Here is an 18113-nt window from a genome sequence, read left to right on the forward strand (position 1 = left end):
AGTTCCGTTCATTGCAACAAAATAGCGCGCAGTTGCCGGCGCGCCCCAAGAATCACTGATAGGACACCAGCGTTGCACCATTTTCATGGCTGAAATCTGGCTTCACGCCAAGCATCGAAGCCGAACGGCGGATGATGTTCGCAACAATTGGTGCTGCATTCGAGCCGGCGGTGGCGCCCATGCCGGGTTTTTCCGGCTTCGGCTCGTCGATAATCGACAAAACGATGTATTGCGGATCGTCCATCGGGAAGGAAGCGACGAAGGCGTTGAAACGCACCGTCGACGAGTAGCGGCCGTTGATGACCTTCTCGGCCGTACCGGTCTTGCCGCCGACGCGATAGCCCGGAACCCTGGCGTTCTTGCCCGAACCCTTCTCGGCGTTGAGCGAGTAGAGATAGCGCATGCCTTCAACGGTCTTTTCGTTGACCACTTTCTTGGCCACCGTCATCGCCTGCTCTTGCGTGCGCGGCAGGAATGTCGGCTCGATCAGATAGCCGCCATTCATCAGCGCGGCGCAACCGACCGCCGTCTGCAGCGGCGTCGTCGACACGCCGTGACCAAAGGCGATGGTGATCGAGTTGACCTTCTTCCACACCTTGGGTTCGGTGGGGCGGGCGACTTCCGGCAGTTCGGTCTGCATCTTCTCGAGGATGCCCATGCGATGCAGGAATTCGCGGTGGCCCTCGATGCCCACCACGTCGGCTTCCCGGGCCGAGCCGATGTTGGAGGAATAGATGAACACCTCCGGCACACTCAGCACCCGGTTCTTGCCGTGGAAGTCATGGATGGTCTGGTGGCCGATCTGGATCGGATGCGAGGCATCGAACCGGCTCTCCATCGTCACCTTGCCGGAATCGAGCGCCATGGCGGTGGTGAAACTCTTGAACGTCGAGCCCATTTCGTAGAGGCCGGCCGACATGCGGTTCAGCCGGTCCTTGTCCTGCGCATTGTAGGGATTGTTGGGGTCGAAATCCGGCACTGAGGCCATCGCCACCACTTCGCCGGTCTTGACGTTGAGCACCACGGCGCCGGCGGCGATGGCATGATATTTTTCCATGCCGTTGGCGATCTCGTCGCGCACGATGTGCTGAACACGCAGGTCGACCGAAAGCTGCACCGGCTTCAAATCCTTGGCTATCGCCAGGCCCGACGCCTGAAGGTCGCTCAGGCCCTGCTCGTCAATGTACTTCTCCATGCCGGAGATGCCCTGATTGTCGATGTTGGTGAGGCCGACAATGTAGGACGAGGTTTCGCCGGCCGGATAGAACCGGCGCTTTTCGGTGCGGAAGCCAAAGCCGGGAATGCCGAGCTGCATGATGTCGGCCTGCTGCTTGGGCGTCAGCTGCCGCTGCAGCCAGACGAAGCCGGCGCCGCTCTTCAGCTTGTGGTAGGTCTGCTCGTAGTCGATCTCGGGAAGCACCGTCGACAACTTCTCGATAGCTTCGTCGGCATCGACGATGCGGCGCGGCTCGGCAAACAGCGACGCCGTCTTGATGTCCGTCGCCAGCACTTCGCCGTTGCGGTCGACGATGTCGGGCCGCGACGCCGTCACCCGGCTCTGCGGACCGCCGGACATGTCGGGGTTCTGGAAGCCGAGATAGACCAGCCGCCCGGCGATGGTCGAATAGATGCCGAAGAACACTGCCATCGTCATCACGATGCGGGTCTTGGCCTTGCCGCCGGTCGCCTTGCGGGCGCCGTCGACGACGATCGAGCCGTCTTCGCCCGATTTTGCGCGACGCTTCAGCAATCTGCCCATCGTTGGCAATTTGACGATCATTGGACGATGCCTCCGGTCACCACCGGGTCCTTGCCCAAAGGCCCCTTGCCGGAATTGTCGGCCATGCCGCCCAGCCGCTGGGACGAAAGGTCCTCGATGTTGACCGGTTTCGCCGGCAGATCGTCGAGCCCGACGATCTGGCGTGCATTGACCGGCTCGAGCGCGAGCTGCGATTTGTAGAGTTCAGCGAGTTTCTGCAGGCGCGACGGCTGGGTGAGCAGGCTCCAGTCGGCCTTCAAGAGGTCGATCGTATCCTCCTCGTAGCGGATCTGCGCCTCGATCTTCTGCACCGACGCCAATTGTTCCTCGGCCTCGCGCTTGGTCTTGTAGGTCAGGGCCGCGGCCGAAACCATGACGGCGATAAGGACTATGTCGCTGGTACGAAACACGTGCTCACCTCTCTCTCGGCCGATCGATGCCGGGAAGCTTTGGAAGGCCGAAAATCGAAAAATCACCGGCGCGCGCCGGCGCCTCGGTGCGGATCGCAGCGCGCAGTCTTGCCGAGCGCGCCCGCGGATTGGCTGCTGTCTCGGTGTCGCCAGGCGTCACGCCGCCGCCGGCCTTGCCGAAGGTCGCCAGGCGCGTATGCGCTTCGGGCATGTGCCGCGAGCCGGTCGCGGCATCGGCGCGGTCGGCAATGAAGCGCTTGACGATGCGATCTTCCAGTGAATGGAACGTCACCACGACAAGCCGCCCGCCCGGCTTCAGCACGCGCTCGGCCGCAAACAGGGCCTTGGCCAATTCGCCGAGTTCATCATTGACGAAAATGCGCAACGCCTGGAAGACGCGGGTTGCCGGATGGATCTTGTCCTTGGGCGCACGGCCAATATGCGTTTCGATGGCGTCGGCGAGGTCGAGCGTGCGCTCGAACGGATGTTTTTCGCGGCGGCTCTCGATCATGCGGGCGATGCGGCCGGCATGGCGCTCTTCGCCGAGGAAGCCGAAGATGCGGGCAAGGTCGCCCATCTTGAAGGAGTTGACGACATCGGCCGCACTGAGGCCCGCCTGCGCCATGCGCATGTCGAGCGGCCCGTCGGTGCGGAATGAAAAGCCGCGCTCCGCCTGGTCGATCTGCATCGAGGAGACGCCGATGTCGAGCACCACGCCGTCGGCGCTTTCGACCTGCTCGTCCAGCGTCGAGAACGGCGCCTGGACAAGCTTGAGCCTGCCGCCCGACTGCTGTTCGAGGGCGCGTCCTGCCGCAATGGCATCCGGATCGCGATCGATGGCGACGACCGAAGCGCCGGTTGCGAGGATCGCCCTGGTGTAGCCGCCGGCGCCGAACGTGCCGTCGACGATCAAATCGCCGGTTTTTGGCGCGAGCGCCTCCAGCACTTCGGCAAGGAGGACCGGAATGTGACGGGTCGGTCCGCCAACGGCGCTGATATCATCGCCGTGACCCGCCATCATTCCGGCCGCTCCCCAGGCTTCGTCCCCTGCCGAAGCTGCAAAAGCCGCGCGCGTGCCTGCGCCCCATAGGCGGCAAGCTGTTTCGGTTCCCAGATCTGAAAGAAATTGCCGCGGCCGACAAAGGCCACTTCCGCCGAAATGCCGGTGTGCTCGCGGATGAAATCGCTCATCGTGATGCGGCCGTCCTGGTCGAGCTTCAGGAACGTTCCGTCGCCATGGCAGAAGAACGACATGTCGTCCGCCGTCTGCAAAAAAGGGTCTTCCAGCGCGATGCGCTGCTCGTAGCGGTCGAGCAGGTCGAGACCGCCGACATCCATCGCCGGAACATCCAGACAGCGCAGCGCATAGAGCTCCGAATAGCCGCGTTTCTGCACGACCGCGCGGAAATGCGCCGGAACGGAGACCCGCCCCTTCGCATCGATCCTGTTCACTGCGCTTGACAGAAACCGGTCCATTACGCGTTACAGCCGCTTCCGCCGCCGCACCCCTTTCCATCTTGTCGTCCGCGCCGCCGCTGCGCGTCCCCTGCCGAACATTCGCTTCATTCCCAAAGGCGAAACCCCGCAAACGCACAGCCGCCGCGGCTGCCCGATTGGCGTACGCTTCACCCTGACGCGGAACGAAGGCTTTGGTATCGAAATGGGATATCATGGGGCACTATGGGCGTCAACGGGAACAGGCTTCACAAACGCACGCGCCACAACCGGTGAGAGCAGCTTTGACGGCACTCCCTTCTTTATCGTCCATTAAGCCTAACGAAGGGTTTAGAGCCGTCTGGCCCAACCGGAGGCGGCTTGCCGCAAGCCGTAGCCTGACGCTAGGGTCGGCCGCATTTCTCGACCAAGAAACAAGGTTTGAAAATCGATGTCCGAAACCGCCAGGTCACGCGCTGCGGCCCTTCCTCATCTGCGTCGCGACAGACTGGCAAAGGGCGACCCGATTCCGCTGCCCTTGACCATGGCCGCGATTTTTCACGCTCCCGGTGACGCCACCGGCTTTGATCAGTATGGCCGCTTCTCGAACCCGACCTGGGATGCGGTCGAGCACATGCTGGCGCATCTGGAAGATGCGCCATGCGTTGCCTTCCCCTCGGGGATGGCTGCGATCTCGGCGGTGTTTTTTGGGCTGCTCAAGGCCGGCGACCGCATCCTTCTGCCTTCGGATGGTTATCACACCACCAGGGCGCTGGCGGAGCGCTTCCTTAAATCGTTCGGTGTCAGCTACGACGTCAGGCCGACATCGAACTTCCTGGACGGTGGTTTCGATGGCTATCGCCTCGCCTTCGTCGAAACCCCCGCCAATCCCGGCCTGGACATCTGCGACATCGCGGCTGTCACCCAGGCCGCTCATAGCGCAGGCGCGCTGCTCGTCGTCGACAACACGACGATGACGCCGTTCGGCCAGCGCCCGCTCGATCTCGGCGCCGATATCGTCATTGCCGCCGACACCAAGGCGCCCAACGGCCATTCCGACGTGCTGTTCGGCCATGTCGCCAGCCGCAATGCCGATATCATCGCTGCCGTGACCGACTGGCGGGAGACTTCCGGCGCCATTCCCGGACCGTTCGAAGCGTGGCTGGTGCATCGCGGCCTCGAAACGCTGGATGTGCGTTTCGACCGCATGTGTTCTTCCGCCGAAGTGATTGCGCGGCGGCTGAAAGACCATCCTGGGGTCAGCGGCCTGCGCTACCCCGGCCTCGAAGGCGATCCTTCGCACAACCTTGCCCGTGCCCAGATGGAACGCTTCGGCTTTCTCATCTCCTTCGTGCTGGCTTCGGAGAACAAGGCTGAGGATTTCATCAACAATTGCGCGCTGATGCAGGCCGCCACATCCTTTGGCGGCGTCCACACCTCGGCTGAACGGCGATCGAAAAGAGGCGATGCCGTCGCGCCCGGCTTCGTGCGCCTGTCGGTCGGCTGCGAGCCGGTGGAGGAACTGTGGCAGGCAATCGAGGCATCGCTCGACAAGCTCGGCGTCTGAGTGGAGCCGTCACGAATTCAGGTCGTCAGCCTCGATCTTGCGCCGGCCATGCAGGACGCGCAGGATTTCAATGGCGCCGTCAGCGATGCGGTAGAACGTAAGATATTCCCCCAGGACCAGGTGGCGGATACCTGGAGCAATGTCTTCGCGCGGCGCACCGGAGAACGGATGCAAAGCCAACAAGCGCCATCGCGCTTCAAAAGCATCCACCAGGCGAACCGCAGCAAATGGATTGTCGGCCGCGACATAGTCGCCAATAGCTTCAAGGTCGACTTCCGCCTGAGGAAGCAGGCGGTATTTCACTCATGGAAGCCTTTAGCCTCGGCCATTCTTAGATATTTCGCGCGCAACCGCTTCATGATTGGTTGCCCGTCCAGCGCCGGCCCGCCGTCGATTCCCTCCTGCACCAGCTTGCGCAATTCTTCCAGCGTGTAGCCATGCAGGTCGCGCCGGTCCTTCCATTGCCGCAAAGCGTCGCGGATCACTTCGCTTGCCGAGGCATATTCCCCCGCAGCCACCACATCGTCGACCGCCGCCGCCAGTTCCGGCGACAGCGTGATGCTGCGCTTGTCGACATGGCCCATGACGGCCCTCCTGATGCTATCTATTCGAGCAAGGTACGATTTAATCGCACCAATTTCAACAAAAGCTGCCACCTCTGTCCCAAGTTGATTCAGTTTCTGAGGCGGCTGAATCAACAGTCGCGCCCGAAGACGCAACCTGCTGATATCAGCCGATTTCACTGCAATATCGTGGAAAGAATTGCCAGCTGGCCTGTAAGCCGGGTTCTGTATGGCCCTCGCCCCTTGCGGTGCGAGAACGTGGCGGCCATTCATCTTGGGCGCATGTTGCCATGCGCCTCACGCAACCTACCCGAACGGTGAGCCGGAAACAGCCCTCGAGGGTCTCCCCTCGCACCGTCCCTATTCGGTCTTGCTCCCGGTGGGGTTTACCGTGCCGCTCCTGTTGCCAGTCGCGCGGTGGGCTCTTACCCCACCCTTTCACCCTTGCCCCGATAAATCGTGGCGGTTTGCTTTCTGTGGCACTTTCCCTGGGGTCGCCCCCGCCGGCCATTAACCGGCACCGTGTCTCCATGGAGCCCGGACTTTCCTCACCCGCAGCCTTTCGACTTCGCGGGTGCGGCCGCCCGGCCAGCTGGCAAGGCGTATAAAGAGGTTCAGGCTCGAAAACGCAAACGAAAAAGCCGGCGGTCAGCGCCGGCTCTCGTTTGCCGGGCAATCAGAGCGCGGCCATCTGCACCTTGACCTTGCCGCAATAGGCGGCCGACACCGGGTTCATCCGCTTGGCGGCATGGCCGGCATTGTATTTCAGGATGGTGCCGCAGGTCGTGCCGCCACCAAGATCCTGCGCCATGGCGAGGTACTTCATGCCGTATTTGATGTTGGTGTCCGGATCGAACAGGCCCTTGACCGAGCCGTTGTACCCCATCATCCGCGCCGTTGCCGGCTTGATCTGCATCAGGCCGATCTCGCCGGCGCTGCCGACCAGATTCGGGCGATAATTGCTTTCGACGGTGATGACCGCCTTGGCGAGCGACACCGGCACACCATAGCTGGCGGCATACCGGGCGACGATCGCCGAGTATTGCCCACCGCCGGCCATCTGCGAAATCGACATCGACATCGCTGCGTTCTGCGGCCCGATCGACGCCGTTGTCGTCATATCGACGGCCTTCCTGTTGCGCTTCATATGCCGCCTGGAGCCTGACTTCTTGGTTTTTACGGCGGCCTTTTCCACTTTTGCTGTAGCGGTTCTCTTCACCTTTTCACCATGGCCCGCTTTCGGCGTGACGGTTTTGCCGGATGCTACAATGAAACCCTGGTCTGCCCTCTGGCTCAATGGCGCGCCATTGGCAGCACCGATGGCAAAAGTCATTACGCCGGCAGCAACAGCTGCCGTTAAAACGGTCAATTTCTGCATGTGGTCCTGTTCTGTCTGAACCGCGCGAAGATCTTCACGCAGCAACGCCTAATCAATATCGAAACATCCGGGGGGATAGATGTCCAATAACTTGCACAAGCTGCCTTTGACGGTCGAATTGGCGCCAAACAAGGCGGGGCAAGTCACTTTGAGTGACAGGTTGTAATTTAACGGTCTGGAACAGACTATGTGGACAAAATTGTCCTTGCGGAAGCCAGCAGCCTTTCCAGCGTGCGGATTGTCGAGCCGTCGGCCACACCATCGACCAAGCGCGGTCGGAAATGGCGTTGAAAAGCCTCGACGACGATTTCGGTCTGCCGGTCGAAAGCGCCTGTTATCTCCACGCCATAGCCGTAGAGCGCCAGCATCGATTGCAACGCTTCGACCTCGGCGCCCGCATCGCCGGCCGTCAGCACGGCCCCGCGCCTGATCGGCGCCGCCGTGACCATATGGCCGACACCAGCGGCGAAGAGGACCTGCCACGGGAATTTCTCGCCCGGATCGATCTTGCGGCCCGGCGCCACGTCGGAATGGGCCAGTACCCGTTGGGCCGGGATGGCATGGCGCCGGATGATCCCCTTGCACAGGCCGATCACCGCTTTGACTTGCCTCCGGGGAAAACCGGGATAGCCAAGCGTATGCCCTGGATTGACGATCTCGATGCCGACCGAACAGGAGTTGATGTCGGCGCGTCCGAACCACGAACCCTTGCCGGCATGCCAGGCACGATCGCTCTCGCGCACCATCTGCACGATGCGGCCATCCTCGTGGACGAGATAGTGCGAGGAGACCTCGCTGGCCGGATCGCACAGCCATGCTTCGGCGCCAGCGCCTGTCGCCATGCCGGTGTAGTGCAGCACGATCATGTCGGGCCTGAGCGTCTCGCGCCGCGGGCCGAAATTCGGCGATACCCTTACCTCGGCGCTCGGCTCGTCGGGCAGGAAGCCGCTCATGCGTGCCTGAGGCCCCGCTCGATCATCTCATAGGCCGTGTTGATCGCCGCCAGCCTGGTCGTGGCGATCTTGATGAACTCCTGCGGCAGGCCGCGCGCGATCAACCGGTCCGGATGATTGTCGGAAACCAGCTTGCGATAGCGCTTCCTGACTTCCTCGAACGTCTTTCCCCGCTCGATGCCGAGCACCACATAGGGATCGGCGGCGCCAAGATTGACGTGCCGCGCCAGGATGCTTTCGTAATGCGCCTCGTCGATTTTGAAAATCTCCGCGATCCGGTGCAGGAACAGGCCTTCGTGCTCGTGGATCAGGCCGTCGGCCTTGGCGATGTGGAACAACCCGTCGAGTATGTCCTCCAGCATCATGCAGTTCGCATGGCCCGAGCCACACAGCTGCGCCATGCGCTCGGCATAGGTCTCGAACCCGGCGACATCGCGCTTGGCCAGATCGTAGAGCCGCGCCACGTTGCGCGTCTGCTCTCTCGGCACCTCGAATATTTCCTGGAAGGCGCGCACCTCGTCCTGGGTGACGATGCCATCGGCCTTGGCCATCTTGGCCGACAGCGCAATCATCGCCACCGAGAAGGCAACGCGCCGGCGCAGATCCGCATCGCCGGAGAAAACCGTGCGCACGGCTTCGACCACTTCGGCGACGCCCGAAGTGGCTGAAGAGGAAACGCGGGTGATGAACTCGCCGAGACGATCCCAAATCGACATGAAGGCTTATTAGGGCCGCCGGCCACCGCTATCAAGCGAAGACAGTGCCGCAGGCGCCGCCAACCGGTTCACGAAGAGGTCACCAACTCGGCAGCAGCCGCGCTGCGCCGCCAGGCATCACAAGGAAAGGCCGGCATAAAGCCGGCCTCCCTACTCGTCAGAACTCAACTCGTCACGCTACTACTGCGCAGGGGCAGCAGGAGCCGGTGTTGCCGGAGCCGGTTCAGCAGGCTTCGTTGCATCCGGAGCAGCTGGCTGCAGCGGCTGGTCGGCGGCCGGCGGGTTGGTGCTCTGGGTGGTGGTGTTGTCCGTGCCGCTATCGCTGCATGCGGCTACGCCGAGCAGCGCAAGGGCGGAAATCGACGCGAGAATGAGCTTTTTCATAACATCTCTCCTTCAGTACACGCTCACATTGCCGTGAGCGGTCGTAGGGAAAATGCGCCAGTACGCCATGAGTTTCGTAACGTTGCGTGTCCGCATGTAACATCCAGCGCTTGACCGTTGCCGCCCAAGCCATTGCGAACTAACAGATGGCATCGATGAAAATGCCGGGGGCTACCGTATGAGCGCACAATGGGATTTCTGGATCGACCGCGGCGGCACCTTCACCGATGTCATTGGCCGCGATCCGCAAGGCGGCCTGCATCCCAAAAAACTTCTGTCGGAAAATCCCGAAGCCTATGCCGACGCCGCCATCCAGGGCATTCGTGACCTGCTCGGGCTGAAATCCGGCGCTCCCATCCCCCCGGGCCTGATCGGCGACGTCAAGATGGGCACCACGGTGGCCACTAATGCGCTGCTGGAGCGCAAGGGCGACCGCGTGCTGCTGCTCATCACCAAGGGATTTCGCGATGCGCTGAAGATCGCCTATCAGGCGCGGCCCGACATCTTCGCCAAGGAGATCATCCTCCCCGAGCAGCTCTATGAGCGCGTCATCGAGATCAACGAGCGGGTGCGCGCCGACGGCTGCGTCGAACAGTTGCTCGACATCGCCGCCTGTCGACCGGCGATCGAGCAGGCCAAGGCCGACGGCATCGATGCGGTGGCCATCGTCTTCATGCATGCATGGAAATATCCCGACCACGAAAAGGCGGTGGCAAGGGTCTGCCGAAAACTTGGGTTCGGCCAGATCTCGGTCAGCCACGAGGTCTCGCCATTGATCAAACTGGTCGGCCGCGGCGACACCACCGTGGTCGACGCCTATCTGTCGCCGATCCTGTCGCGTTATGTGCAAAGGGTGGCGGGGGAAATCGGTCCGTCCCCTCACCTGATGTTCATGATGTCGTCAGGCGGTCTCACCGCCGCCGATATGTTCCAGGGCAAGGACGCGTTGCTGTCCGGACCGGCCGGCGGCGTCGTCGGCATGGTCGAGACGGCAAAACGCGCCGGCTTCGAAAAAGTCATCGGCTTCGACATGGGCGGCACCTCGACCGACGTCGCGCATTACGACGGCGACTATGAACGCGCCTTCGACACCGAGGTCGCCGGCGTGCGCATCCGCGCGCCGATGATGCGCATTCACACCGTCGCCGCCGGCGGCGGTTCGATCCTGCACTACGAGGCCGGGCGTTTCCGCGCCGGCCCGGACTCGGCCGGCGCCAATCCCGGCCCCGCCGCCTACCGACGCGGCGGCCCGCTGGCTGTCACCGACGCCAATGTCATGCTCGGCAAGCTGCAGCCGGATTTCTTCCCGGCCATTTTCGGACCCGGACAGAACGAAGCTCTCGACGTCGAGACGGTGCGTGCAAAGTTCACGGCGCTTGCCACCGAGATCGGCGATGGCCGAACACCCGAGGCCGTCGCCGAGGGCTTCATCACCATCGCCGTCGAGAACATGGCCAACGCCATCAAGAAGATTTCCGTGCAGCGCGGCTATGACGTAACCGAATATCTGCTGAACTGTTTTGGTGGCGCGGGCGGCCAGCATGCTTGCCTGGTTGCCGATGCGCTCGGCATGGAAGCCGTGTTGATCCACCCCTTCTCCGGCCTGCTTTCGGCCTATGGCATCGGCCTGTCATCGGTGTTTGCCTCGCGCCAGCAGGCGCTACTGAAGCCCCTTGCCGAAGAGTCCAGAACCGAAATCGGCAGCCTCATTGCCACCTTGAGGAAAGCGGTCATCGCCGAGCTCGCGGCGCAAGGCATCGCCGAGGATGCGGTTGCCGCGAAACCGGTGCTGCACATCCGCTATGACGGCACCGACACGACACTGCCGGTGAATTTCGAGGAAGCCTCGATTTTCCAGGCCAGGCGCGATTTCGAAACCGCCCACAAGGCGCAGTTCGGCTTCATCTATGACGACAAGCCGATGATCATCGAGACCGTCGGCGTCGAAGGCACCGACACCGGCGGCACCGGCCGCGACGAAAGCGATTCAGTTCTTGAGGACATCGTCGCAAGTCCTTCCAAGAGTCGGAAAATCTTTGCCGATGGCATCTGGCACGATGCCGGCATCTTCCTCCGTGAAGCGCTCAAGCCGGGCAACAAGATCGCCGGCCCTGCCCTGATCATCGAGCCAAACCAGACCATCGTCGTCGAGCCCGGCTGGCAGGCCGAGATCACCGCCAAGAACCATGTGCTCCTGCGCCGCATCGAAGAGAAGCAGCGCCAGGCGGCACTCGGCACCAAGGCCGATCCGGTAATGCTGGAAGTCTTCAACAACCTCTTCATGTCGATCGCCGAGCAGATGGGCGTGACGCTGCAGAACACCGCCTATTCGGTGAACATCAAGGAACGGCTGGATTTCTCCTGCGCCGTCTTTGACCGGACCGGTGCGCTGGTTGCCAATGCGCCGCATATGCCGGTGCATCTCGGCTCGATGGACCGCTCGGTCGAGACCATCATCCGGTTGAACTCGGGCGACATCCACCCCGGCGACGTCTTTGCCCTCAACGCACCCTACAATGGCGGCACGCATCTGCCCGACATTACCGCGGTGACGCCTGTATTTTCCCTCCCCCTCGAGGGGAGGGTGGCCGCGAAGCGGCCGGGTGGGGTCCTCTCAGAAGGAACCACAGGAACGTCTAGCACTGCCGCAGCGACTCCCTCCGCCGCCTTCGGCGGCACCTCCCCCTCAAGGGGGGAGGAGATACTCTTCTACGTTGCCTCACGCGGCCACCATGCCGATATCGGCGGCACCGCGCCCGGCTCGATGACGCCGCTGGCCACCACGGTCGACGAAGAAGGCGTGTTGTTCGACAATTTCCGCATCGTCGATCGCGGAAAATTCCGCGAGGCGGAACTGCACACGCTGCTCACCGATCATCGCTGGCCGGCGCGCAATCCGCACCAGAACATCGCCGACCTCAAGGCGCAGATCGCCGCCAATGAAAAAGGCGTCGCCGAATTGCGCAAGATGGTCGCGCATTTCGGTCTCGGCGTGGTCGAAGCCTATATGGGCCATGTCCAGGACAATGCCGCCGAAAGCGTGCGCCGCGTGCTGGAGCGGTTGCCGGATTCGTCGCAATACGAATACCCGACCGACACCGGCCAGGTCATCAAGGTGAAGATGTCAGTCGACCGGCAAAAGCGCGAGGCAACGGTCGACTTCACCGGCACATCGCCGGTGATGAAGAACAATTTCAACGCGCCGGAGCCGGTTGCCCGCGCAGCCGTGCTCTATGTCTTCCGCGTCATGGTCGAGGACATGATCCCGATGAATGCCGGCTGTTTGCGGCCCATCAACATCATCATCCCAGACGGTTGCATGCTGAAGCCGGCCTATCCAGCCGCGGTCGTCGCCGGCAATGTCGAGACTTCACAGCATGTCACCAACGCGCTGTTCGGCGCCATGGGCGCGATGGCCAACGCGCAAGGCACGATGAACAACCTCACCTTCGGCAACAAGCAGTACCAGTATTACGAGACGATCTGCTCAGGCTCGCCGGCCGGACAGATGAACTCCGGCCGTGGTTTTGCCGGCACCTCCGGCGTCCACACCCATATGACCAACTCACGTCTCACCGATCCGGAAGTGCTGGAACTGCGTTTTCCCGTCCTGCTTGAGGATTTCCACATCCGCGAGGGCTCCGGCGGAAAGGGTAGATGGAGCGCCGGTGACGGCACCAAACGCACCATCCGCTTCCTCGAAAAGATGGAATGCGCCATCCTGTCCTCGCATCGCAACCGCCCGCCGCAAGGCATGGACGGCGGCGGTGATGGCGAGGTTGGCTCGACCAAGGTCCGCCGCAAGAATGGTCAGGTCGACATGCTGAAGGCCTGTGACCAAACGGTGCTTGAGGCTGGCGATGCCATCATCCTGACGACACCGACGCCTGGCGGTTTTGGTCGGCCATGACGGGTGCTTGCTAGACGCCTGTCGGCGGGGCAATGGTGCGGCAGGTCAGGAGGCGGGTCGATGAGCGAAAGCGAACACGAAGAGGCGACGCATGTCGCATCGATCGAACTGTTCTTCGACCTTGTCTTCGTTTTCGTCATCACCCAGTTCACGCAGCTTGTCGAAGAAGCCCACTCGCTGGGCGATATTCTTCTGGTATTGTTGGTGCTGGTGCCGGTTTGGTGGATGTACGCGGCCTTCAGCTGGCTGACCAACAATGCCGGTGAGAGTACGCTGCTGCGCCTGATCCTGATCGCCGCGATGGCAGGGTTTCTGGTGATGGCAATCGCCATCCCCGATGTCTTCGGCGACGGCGCTCTTGTTTTCGGCTTCTCCTACCTCTTTGTCGTCATCCTGCATCTGTTTGGCTTTGCCTGGCGCGGTCGCCATGGCGCGGCGCGCGCCATCCTGGCCACCATGCCGATCAACCTCGGCGCATCCGCGCTGCTGATCGGCGTTGCCCTGGTGGACAAGCCCTGGAAGTGGCCGTTGCTTGTCGCCACGACGCTCATCTTTGTCGTCCAGATCGTCCGCATGATCACCACGCACGAGCAGCGTTTTGCTCTCAGTGGCGGCCATTTCGCCGAGCGGCACCGCCTGATCGTCATCATCGCGCTTGGCGAGTCGATCGTGGCCGTCGCGGTGGGCACCGGCGGCAACGCCCACCTCACCGAAATCAGTGGGCTTTCAGGTCTGGCGCTGGCCCTGGCGCTGGTCGCGGCACTGTGGTGGAGCTATTTCGACCGCGAAGACCAGCGCGCGGAAGACCATTTCGTCAATGCCGCGCCCGACATGCGCACCCGCATGGCGCTTCTCGGCTACTGGGGCGGCCACCTCGTCTTGCTGTTCGGCATCATTCTGGTTTCGGCCGGCATCAGGGAATTGCTCGACACAGGCCATGACGCCTCGTCGCATGCTCCGTGGCTGCTCAGTGCCGGCATCTCGGTGTTCATGTTTGGCGAGATGCTCTTTCGGGCAATGCTCGGCATTCGCCCCCTGCTGAACAAGCTTGTCGCCGCGGTGGTTGCGCTAGCGCTTGGCCTGATCGGCTCGGCATGGCCGCCAATGGTCTTTCTTGCCATTGCCACCGCGCTCGTCATCGGTGTCGCAGCGGCCGAACGGCGATTCCAGGTGCGATAGCACCTATCGCATTTGCATTGCCGCTGCCATTGTCATGCACCTGTCATCAGCCGGCGCTACCCGCTTGCGCCAAAGCAAATGGGGAATCAGCGGCATGACGGACGTTTCCGGAGAACTGGTTTTTCGCCGCGGCAAGGAAGTTGGAAAAGCCGTCTACCAGAACCGCCCGCTGTCGAAGGCCGGCCTCTCCGAACGGCTTTTTGCCTTGCTGTTTTCCGGCCTCGTCTATCCGCAGATCTGGGAAGATCCCGATGTCGACATGGACGCCATGCAGCTTGGCAAGGGGCACCGCGTCGTCACCATCGCCTCCGGCGGCTGCAACATCCTCGCCTATCTCACGCGGTCACCGGAACGGATCGATGCCGTCGATCTCAACGCCGCCCACATCGCGTTGAACCGCATGAAGCTCGAGGCGGTGCGTCATCTGCCGTCGCAATGCGACCTGTTCCGTTTCTTCGGCGCCGCTGACACCCGTCACAATTCGGAAGCCTACGACCGCTTCATCGCCCCGCATCTCGACCCGGTCAGTCGTCACTATTGGGAACACCGCAGCTGGCGCGGCCGTCGCCGCATCGCCGTCTTCGACCGCAATTTCTACCAGACTGGCCTGCTCGGCCTGTTCATCGCCATGGGCCACCGCACGGCCAAATTCTTCGGCGCCGACCCCGCCGGCATCATGGAAGCCAAAAGCATCGCCGACCAGCGCCGCTTCTTCAACGAGGAACTGGCCCCGGTCTTCGAAAAGCCGCTGCTGAAATGGGCGACGTCCCGCAAGGCCTCGCTGTTCGGCCTCGGCATTCCGCCGGCGCAATATGATTCACTGATCACCTCGGGCGACGGCACCATGGCCAGCGTGTTGAAGGCCCGCCTCGAAAAGCTTGCTTGCGACTTTCCGCTGGAGAAAAACTATTTCGCCTGGCAGGCTTTTGCCCGCCGCTATCCGAACCCCGGGGAAGCCGCCCTGCCCGCCTACCTCGAAGAGCGCAACTACAAGACGATCCGCAACAACATCGATGGCGTTGCCATCCACCACGCCAATCTGATCGAGTTCCTGGCCGGCAAGGACGCTGGTTCCGTCGACCGCTTCGTCCTGCTCGACGCGCAGGACTGGATGACCGACGACCAGCTCAATGCGCTGTGGGCAGAAATCACCCGCACCGCGTCCACCGGAGCGCGTGTCATCTTCCGTACCGCCGCCGAACCCAGCCTGTTGCCCGGCCGCGTCTCGAATTCGCTGCTTGATCAGTGGCGCTATGAAGACGAGGCCTCGCGTGAGTTCTCGGCCCGCGACCGCTCGGCCATCTATGGCGGCTTCCATCTCTATGTGAAGCAGACCGCATGAGCACGACCGAGCTGCCGGCCAGCCATGCCGAGCTGATGGACGGCGTCTACCGCTGGCAGCGCCATATCTACGACCTGACCCGCAAATACTATCTGCTCGGCCGCGACCAGATGATATCAGAGCTGGATGTGCCGGCCGGTGGCACGGTGCTGGAACTCGGCTGCGGCACCGGCCGCAACATCATCCTCGCCGCCCGCCGCTACCCCGACGCCCGCTTCTTCGGCCTCGATATTTCGGCCGAGATGCTGGAGACAGCCGGTGCTGCCATTGCCCGCGATGGCCTGTCCGGTGACGTTGTGCTGGCACGCGGCGACGCCACCGATTTCAGTGCGAAGGCTCTGTTCGGCATCGAGCGTTTCGACCGTATTTTCGTGTCGTATTCGCTGTCGATGATACCCGGCTGGGAGAAGACGGTGGCGGCAGCACTCGCCGCGCTTGCGCCCGAGGGGTCATTGCATGTCGTCGACTTCGGCCAGCAGGAAGGCCTGCCGCGCTGGTTCCGCACCCTGCTGCGCGGCTGGCTCAGGAAATTCCATGTCGCGCCGCGTGAATCGTTGCGCGAGGTTCTCGAATCGGAAGCTGCGAGAATCGGGGCAAGCCTCCGATTCCAAAGGCTTTATTGTGGCTATACGTGGCTCGCTGTCATTAGGCGCGCAAGCAACCAGGGCAGCGCCGGTTGAGGCCTTGGCGGCTGTCCAGGACAGTTCGACGCAACACATGAAAAGTGGTATATCGGCGCGTCTCTATTTCCCTCAAGGAGGAGAACATGAGTGCGCGGGGACTCTTTTCGTTAGCTGCTTGCATGATTTTTCTGAGCTCGTCTGCAATGAGCAACTCGAGCCTGAATGTGCCAACCAAGTTGAATATTTCATACCCTGGCAATACCGAACAACAAAGCCGGCCGACAAACCAATTTCTTCAGACTGCGCAGCAGGATGTCTGCTGTCCTGGCGGTTATCCCTGGTATCGCAATTCGACAAATACGTGCTACGGCAGCTATGAAGACTGCCACGATACTGATGGCGGAGGTTGGTCCTGTAGACAGGTGAACGCCTGCTAGGATCATGACCGACTAGATCGTGTGCTAGTGCAGCGCTTTGACCAGCGCTGCCGCCATCGTCTGCGGCCTATAGCCGAGCTTGGCTGGCGTCAGCCCCAGCCGCACCACCACCAATTCCTCGGACGGGATGATGGCGACCGTCTGCCCATCATGGCCCTCCATCCAGTAAGTATCCTTGGGCAGGCCTGAGGCAATGCCGGCGCCGGGGCTTCCCTCGTCGCCCGGGCCCTCGATCCAGAGCTGGCCCTTGCCGTAGACCTTTGAGGCAGGTGCCGGCTCCCGCATCCAGTCGACGAAGCCGGCCGGCAGCACCTGGTTGCCGTTCCAGACACCACCCTGCAGCAGGAATTGACCGAAGCGCGCCCAGTCATGCGCCGTGGCGTAGAGGTAGGATGAACCGACGAAGGTGCCCTGCTCGTCGGTCTCAAGCACGGCGCTGTGCATGCCGAGCGGCTCGAACAGCGCCGTCCTTGGCCAGGCCAGCGCCTTGTCCTTGTCGCCGATCGCGTCCTGCCACAGCCGCGACAGCATCACCGCCGTGCCACTCGAATAGGAAAACACCTTGCCGACTTCGCCGGTCAGCGGCTTGGCAGCGGCAAAGCCGGCCATGTCAGGTTCGAGATAGAGCATGCGCGTGACGTCGGCGACGTCGCCATAATCCTCGTTGAACTCCAGCCCGCTCGACATCGCCATCATGTCGGCAAGACTGATGGCGGCGCGACCGTCGGCTTTCCAGGGCGCGAACAGCCCTTTGTCGGTGACAGTCATCTTGCCATCCTTGACCAGCGTGCCAAGGATCGCGGCATTCACCGTCTTGGTCATCGACCAGCCGAGCAGCGGCGTCTTTGGCGAAAAACCGTCGCCATAGCGCTCGGCAACGATATGGCCGTTTTTCACCACCAACACGGCGCGCATGCCGGTGCCTGTCTCGCCCGGGTCGTCGAGAATTTTGGCGAGCTCGGGATCCTGTGAGCTGTCGACCCGCTCGCCCTCCGGCCACAACACGTCCTGCCTTGTGGCGGCCGGTTCGACATGGATCGATGTCTGCCGCGCTTTGGTAACGTTTCCGTCGGGAACCGACGCACAGCCGAGACCATCGCGGGAAACCGCAATGCCCTTGCCGAGCACGCCGAACAGGCCCGCCGAGACCGTTCCCCTGTTCTTGTCGACCGATACCCGCATCAGCCTGAGCAGCGGGTGGCCAGGCGCCTGGACATCGACGGCCAGAACATCGTTGGCATCGCGTCCGGCGATGAAGACATTCGAGCAGACGATCTTGGCCGAATAGCCCGAACCGACGCGGATTAGTTCCGGCGGCGCGATATAGAGCCAGGCAACCAGCGCCGCGATCGCCAGCACGACCAGCCCCAGGAACCATCTGACGATCTTCACAACGATCCGCATTTTTCCGCCCTTAGGGTTCGCGTTCGGACCTTATGTCATCGATTTGCCGCCATT

General features: G+C 62.3%; 17 protein-coding genes and 1 other RNA gene. 6 read left to right on the forward strand and 12 right to left on the reverse strand.

Features of this window, described 5'->3' with window-relative positions:
- Positions 1 to 52: 52 nt before the first annotated feature.
- Genes AC1DVW_RS12770 through mraZ form a run of 4 tightly spaced genes read right to left on the reverse strand, consistent with a single transcriptional unit; the run spans position 53 to position 3645 of the window.
- A complete protein-coding gene (locus AC1DVW_RS12770) occupies positions 53 to 1780 on the reverse strand; it encodes a peptidoglycan D,D-transpeptidase FtsI family protein (RefSeq protein ID WP_477244611.1) in 1728 nt (575 codons plus the stop codon).
- On the reverse strand, positions 1777 to 2169 hold the full coding sequence (gene ftsL, locus AC1DVW_RS12775; protein ID WP_477244609.1) for a cell division protein FtsL: 393 nt from the start codon (positions 2167 to 2169) through the stop codon (positions 1777 to 1779). The genes AC1DVW_RS12770 and ftsL overlap by 4 nt, the downstream gene beginning before the upstream one ends.
- Before the next feature lie 4 nt (positions 2170 to 2173).
- On the reverse strand, positions 2174 to 3190 hold the full coding sequence (rsmH, locus tag AC1DVW_RS12780) for a 16S rRNA (cytosine(1402)-N(4))-methyltransferase RsmH (RefSeq protein ID WP_477244607.1): 1017 nt from the start codon (positions 3188 to 3190) through the stop codon (positions 2174 to 2176).
- Entirely contained in the window at positions 3187 to 3645 is a 459-nt protein-coding gene (gene mraZ, locus AC1DVW_RS12785; RefSeq protein WP_477244605.1) for a division/cell wall cluster transcriptional repressor MraZ, read from the reverse strand. The genes rsmH and mraZ overlap by 4 nt, the downstream gene beginning before the upstream one ends.
- A 409-nt stretch (positions 3646 to 4054) precedes the next feature.
- Here mraZ and AC1DVW_RS12790 point away from each other — a divergent pair, with 409 nt between their 5' ends.
- Complete coding sequence (locus AC1DVW_RS12790) at positions 4055 to 5170, forward strand: cystathionine gamma-lyase (protein WP_477323499.1); 1116 nt, start codon at positions 4055 to 4057, stop codon at positions 5168 to 5170.
- Between the two features lie 9 nt (positions 5171 to 5179).
- Here the strand turns inward: AC1DVW_RS12790 and AC1DVW_RS12795 are convergent, their stop codons facing one another.
- The 4 genes from AC1DVW_RS12795 to AC1DVW_RS12810 form a co-directional block, all read right to left on the reverse strand.
- A complete protein-coding gene (locus AC1DVW_RS12795) occupies positions 5180 to 5473 on the reverse strand; it encodes a type II toxin-antitoxin system RelE/ParE family toxin (RefSeq protein WP_477244601.1) in 294 nt (97 codons plus the stop codon).
- Positions 5470 to 5754 carry a type II toxin-antitoxin system ParD family antitoxin gene (locus tag AC1DVW_RS12800; RefSeq protein ID WP_477323791.1) on the reverse strand — a complete coding sequence of 95 codons (285 nt, stop codon included), beginning with the start codon at positions 5752 to 5754 and terminating at the stop codon, positions 5470 to 5472. The genes AC1DVW_RS12795 and AC1DVW_RS12800 overlap by 4 nt, the downstream gene beginning before the upstream one ends.
- Before the next feature lie 177 nt (positions 5755 to 5931).
- Positions 5932 to 6329: RNase P RNA component class A (rnpB, locus tag AC1DVW_RS12805), an RNA gene on the reverse strand.
- Between the two features lie 80 nt (positions 6330 to 6409).
- The gene (locus AC1DVW_RS12810) at positions 6410 to 7003 is read right to left on the reverse strand and encodes a lytic transglycosylase domain-containing protein (RefSeq protein WP_477323793.1); all 594 of its coding nucleotides are present in this window, start codon (positions 7001 to 7003) and stop codon (positions 6410 to 6412) included.
- Between AC1DVW_RS12810 and AC1DVW_RS12815 the strand changes: the two genes are divergently transcribed.
- Positions 6903 to 7130, forward strand: coding sequence for a hypothetical protein (locus tag AC1DVW_RS12815; protein WP_477323817.1), 228 nt, complete (start codon positions 6903 to 6905; stop codon positions 7128 to 7130). The two genes, AC1DVW_RS12810 and AC1DVW_RS12815, sit on opposite strands and share 101 nt — an antisense overlap.
- A gap of 166 nt (positions 7131 to 7296) precedes the next feature.
- On the opposite strand, the gene AC1DVW_RS12820 is transcribed toward AC1DVW_RS12815, so the two are convergent.
- From AC1DVW_RS12820 to AC1DVW_RS12830, 3 genes are all read right to left on the reverse strand, one after another.
- Positions 7297 to 8064, reverse strand: coding sequence for an N-acetylmuramoyl-L-alanine amidase (locus AC1DVW_RS12820; protein ID WP_477323501.1), 768 nt, complete (start codon positions 8062 to 8064; stop codon positions 7297 to 7299).
- Complete coding sequence (locus tag AC1DVW_RS12825; protein ID WP_477244598.1) at positions 8061 to 8780, reverse strand: TerB family tellurite resistance protein; 720 nt, start codon at positions 8778 to 8780, stop codon at positions 8061 to 8063. The genes AC1DVW_RS12820 and AC1DVW_RS12825 overlap by 4 nt, the downstream gene beginning before the upstream one ends.
- A gap of 180 nt (positions 8781 to 8960) precedes the next feature.
- Positions 8961 to 9164, reverse strand: coding sequence for a hypothetical protein (locus tag AC1DVW_RS12830; protein ID WP_477244596.1), 204 nt, complete (start codon positions 9162 to 9164; stop codon positions 8961 to 8963).
- Between the two features lie 178 nt (positions 9165 to 9342).
- Here AC1DVW_RS12830 and AC1DVW_RS12835 point away from each other — a divergent pair, with 178 nt between their 5' ends.
- The 4 genes from AC1DVW_RS12835 to AC1DVW_RS12850 all read left to right on the forward strand — a co-directional run bounded on the left by AC1DVW_RS12835 (position 9343) and on the right by AC1DVW_RS12850 (position 16275).
- Positions 9343 to 13074, forward strand: a complete 3732-nt coding sequence (locus AC1DVW_RS12835; protein WP_477323503.1) for a hydantoinase B/oxoprolinase family protein — start codon at positions 9343 to 9345, stop codon at positions 13072 to 13074.
- A gap of 60 nt (positions 13075 to 13134) precedes the next feature.
- Complete coding sequence (locus tag AC1DVW_RS12840) at positions 13135 to 14253, forward strand: low temperature requirement protein A (RefSeq protein ID WP_477323504.1); 1119 nt, start codon at positions 13135 to 13137, stop codon at positions 14251 to 14253.
- A 94-nt stretch (positions 14254 to 14347) separates the two neighbouring features.
- The gene (locus AC1DVW_RS12845; RefSeq protein ID WP_477323506.1) at positions 14348 to 15595 is read left to right on the forward strand and encodes a BtaA family protein; all 1248 of its coding nucleotides are present in this window, start codon (positions 14348 to 14350) and stop codon (positions 15593 to 15595) included.
- Positions 15592 to 16275, forward strand: a complete 684-nt coding sequence (locus AC1DVW_RS12850; RefSeq protein ID WP_477323507.1) for a class I SAM-dependent methyltransferase — start codon at positions 15592 to 15594, stop codon at positions 16273 to 16275. The genes AC1DVW_RS12845 and AC1DVW_RS12850 overlap by 4 nt, the downstream gene beginning before the upstream one ends.
- A 404-nt stretch (positions 16276 to 16679) precedes the next feature.
- Here AC1DVW_RS12850 and AC1DVW_RS12855 read toward each other — a convergent pair whose 3' ends face one another.
- Positions 16680 to 18059 carry a serine hydrolase domain-containing protein gene (locus AC1DVW_RS12855; protein WP_477323509.1) on the reverse strand — a complete coding sequence of 460 codons (1380 nt, stop codon included), beginning with the start codon at positions 18057 to 18059 and terminating at the stop codon, positions 16680 to 16682.
- Positions 18060 to 18113 lie beyond the last annotated feature (54 nt).

Source organism: Mesorhizobium sp. P3_B5 (genome assembly GCF_056402815.1).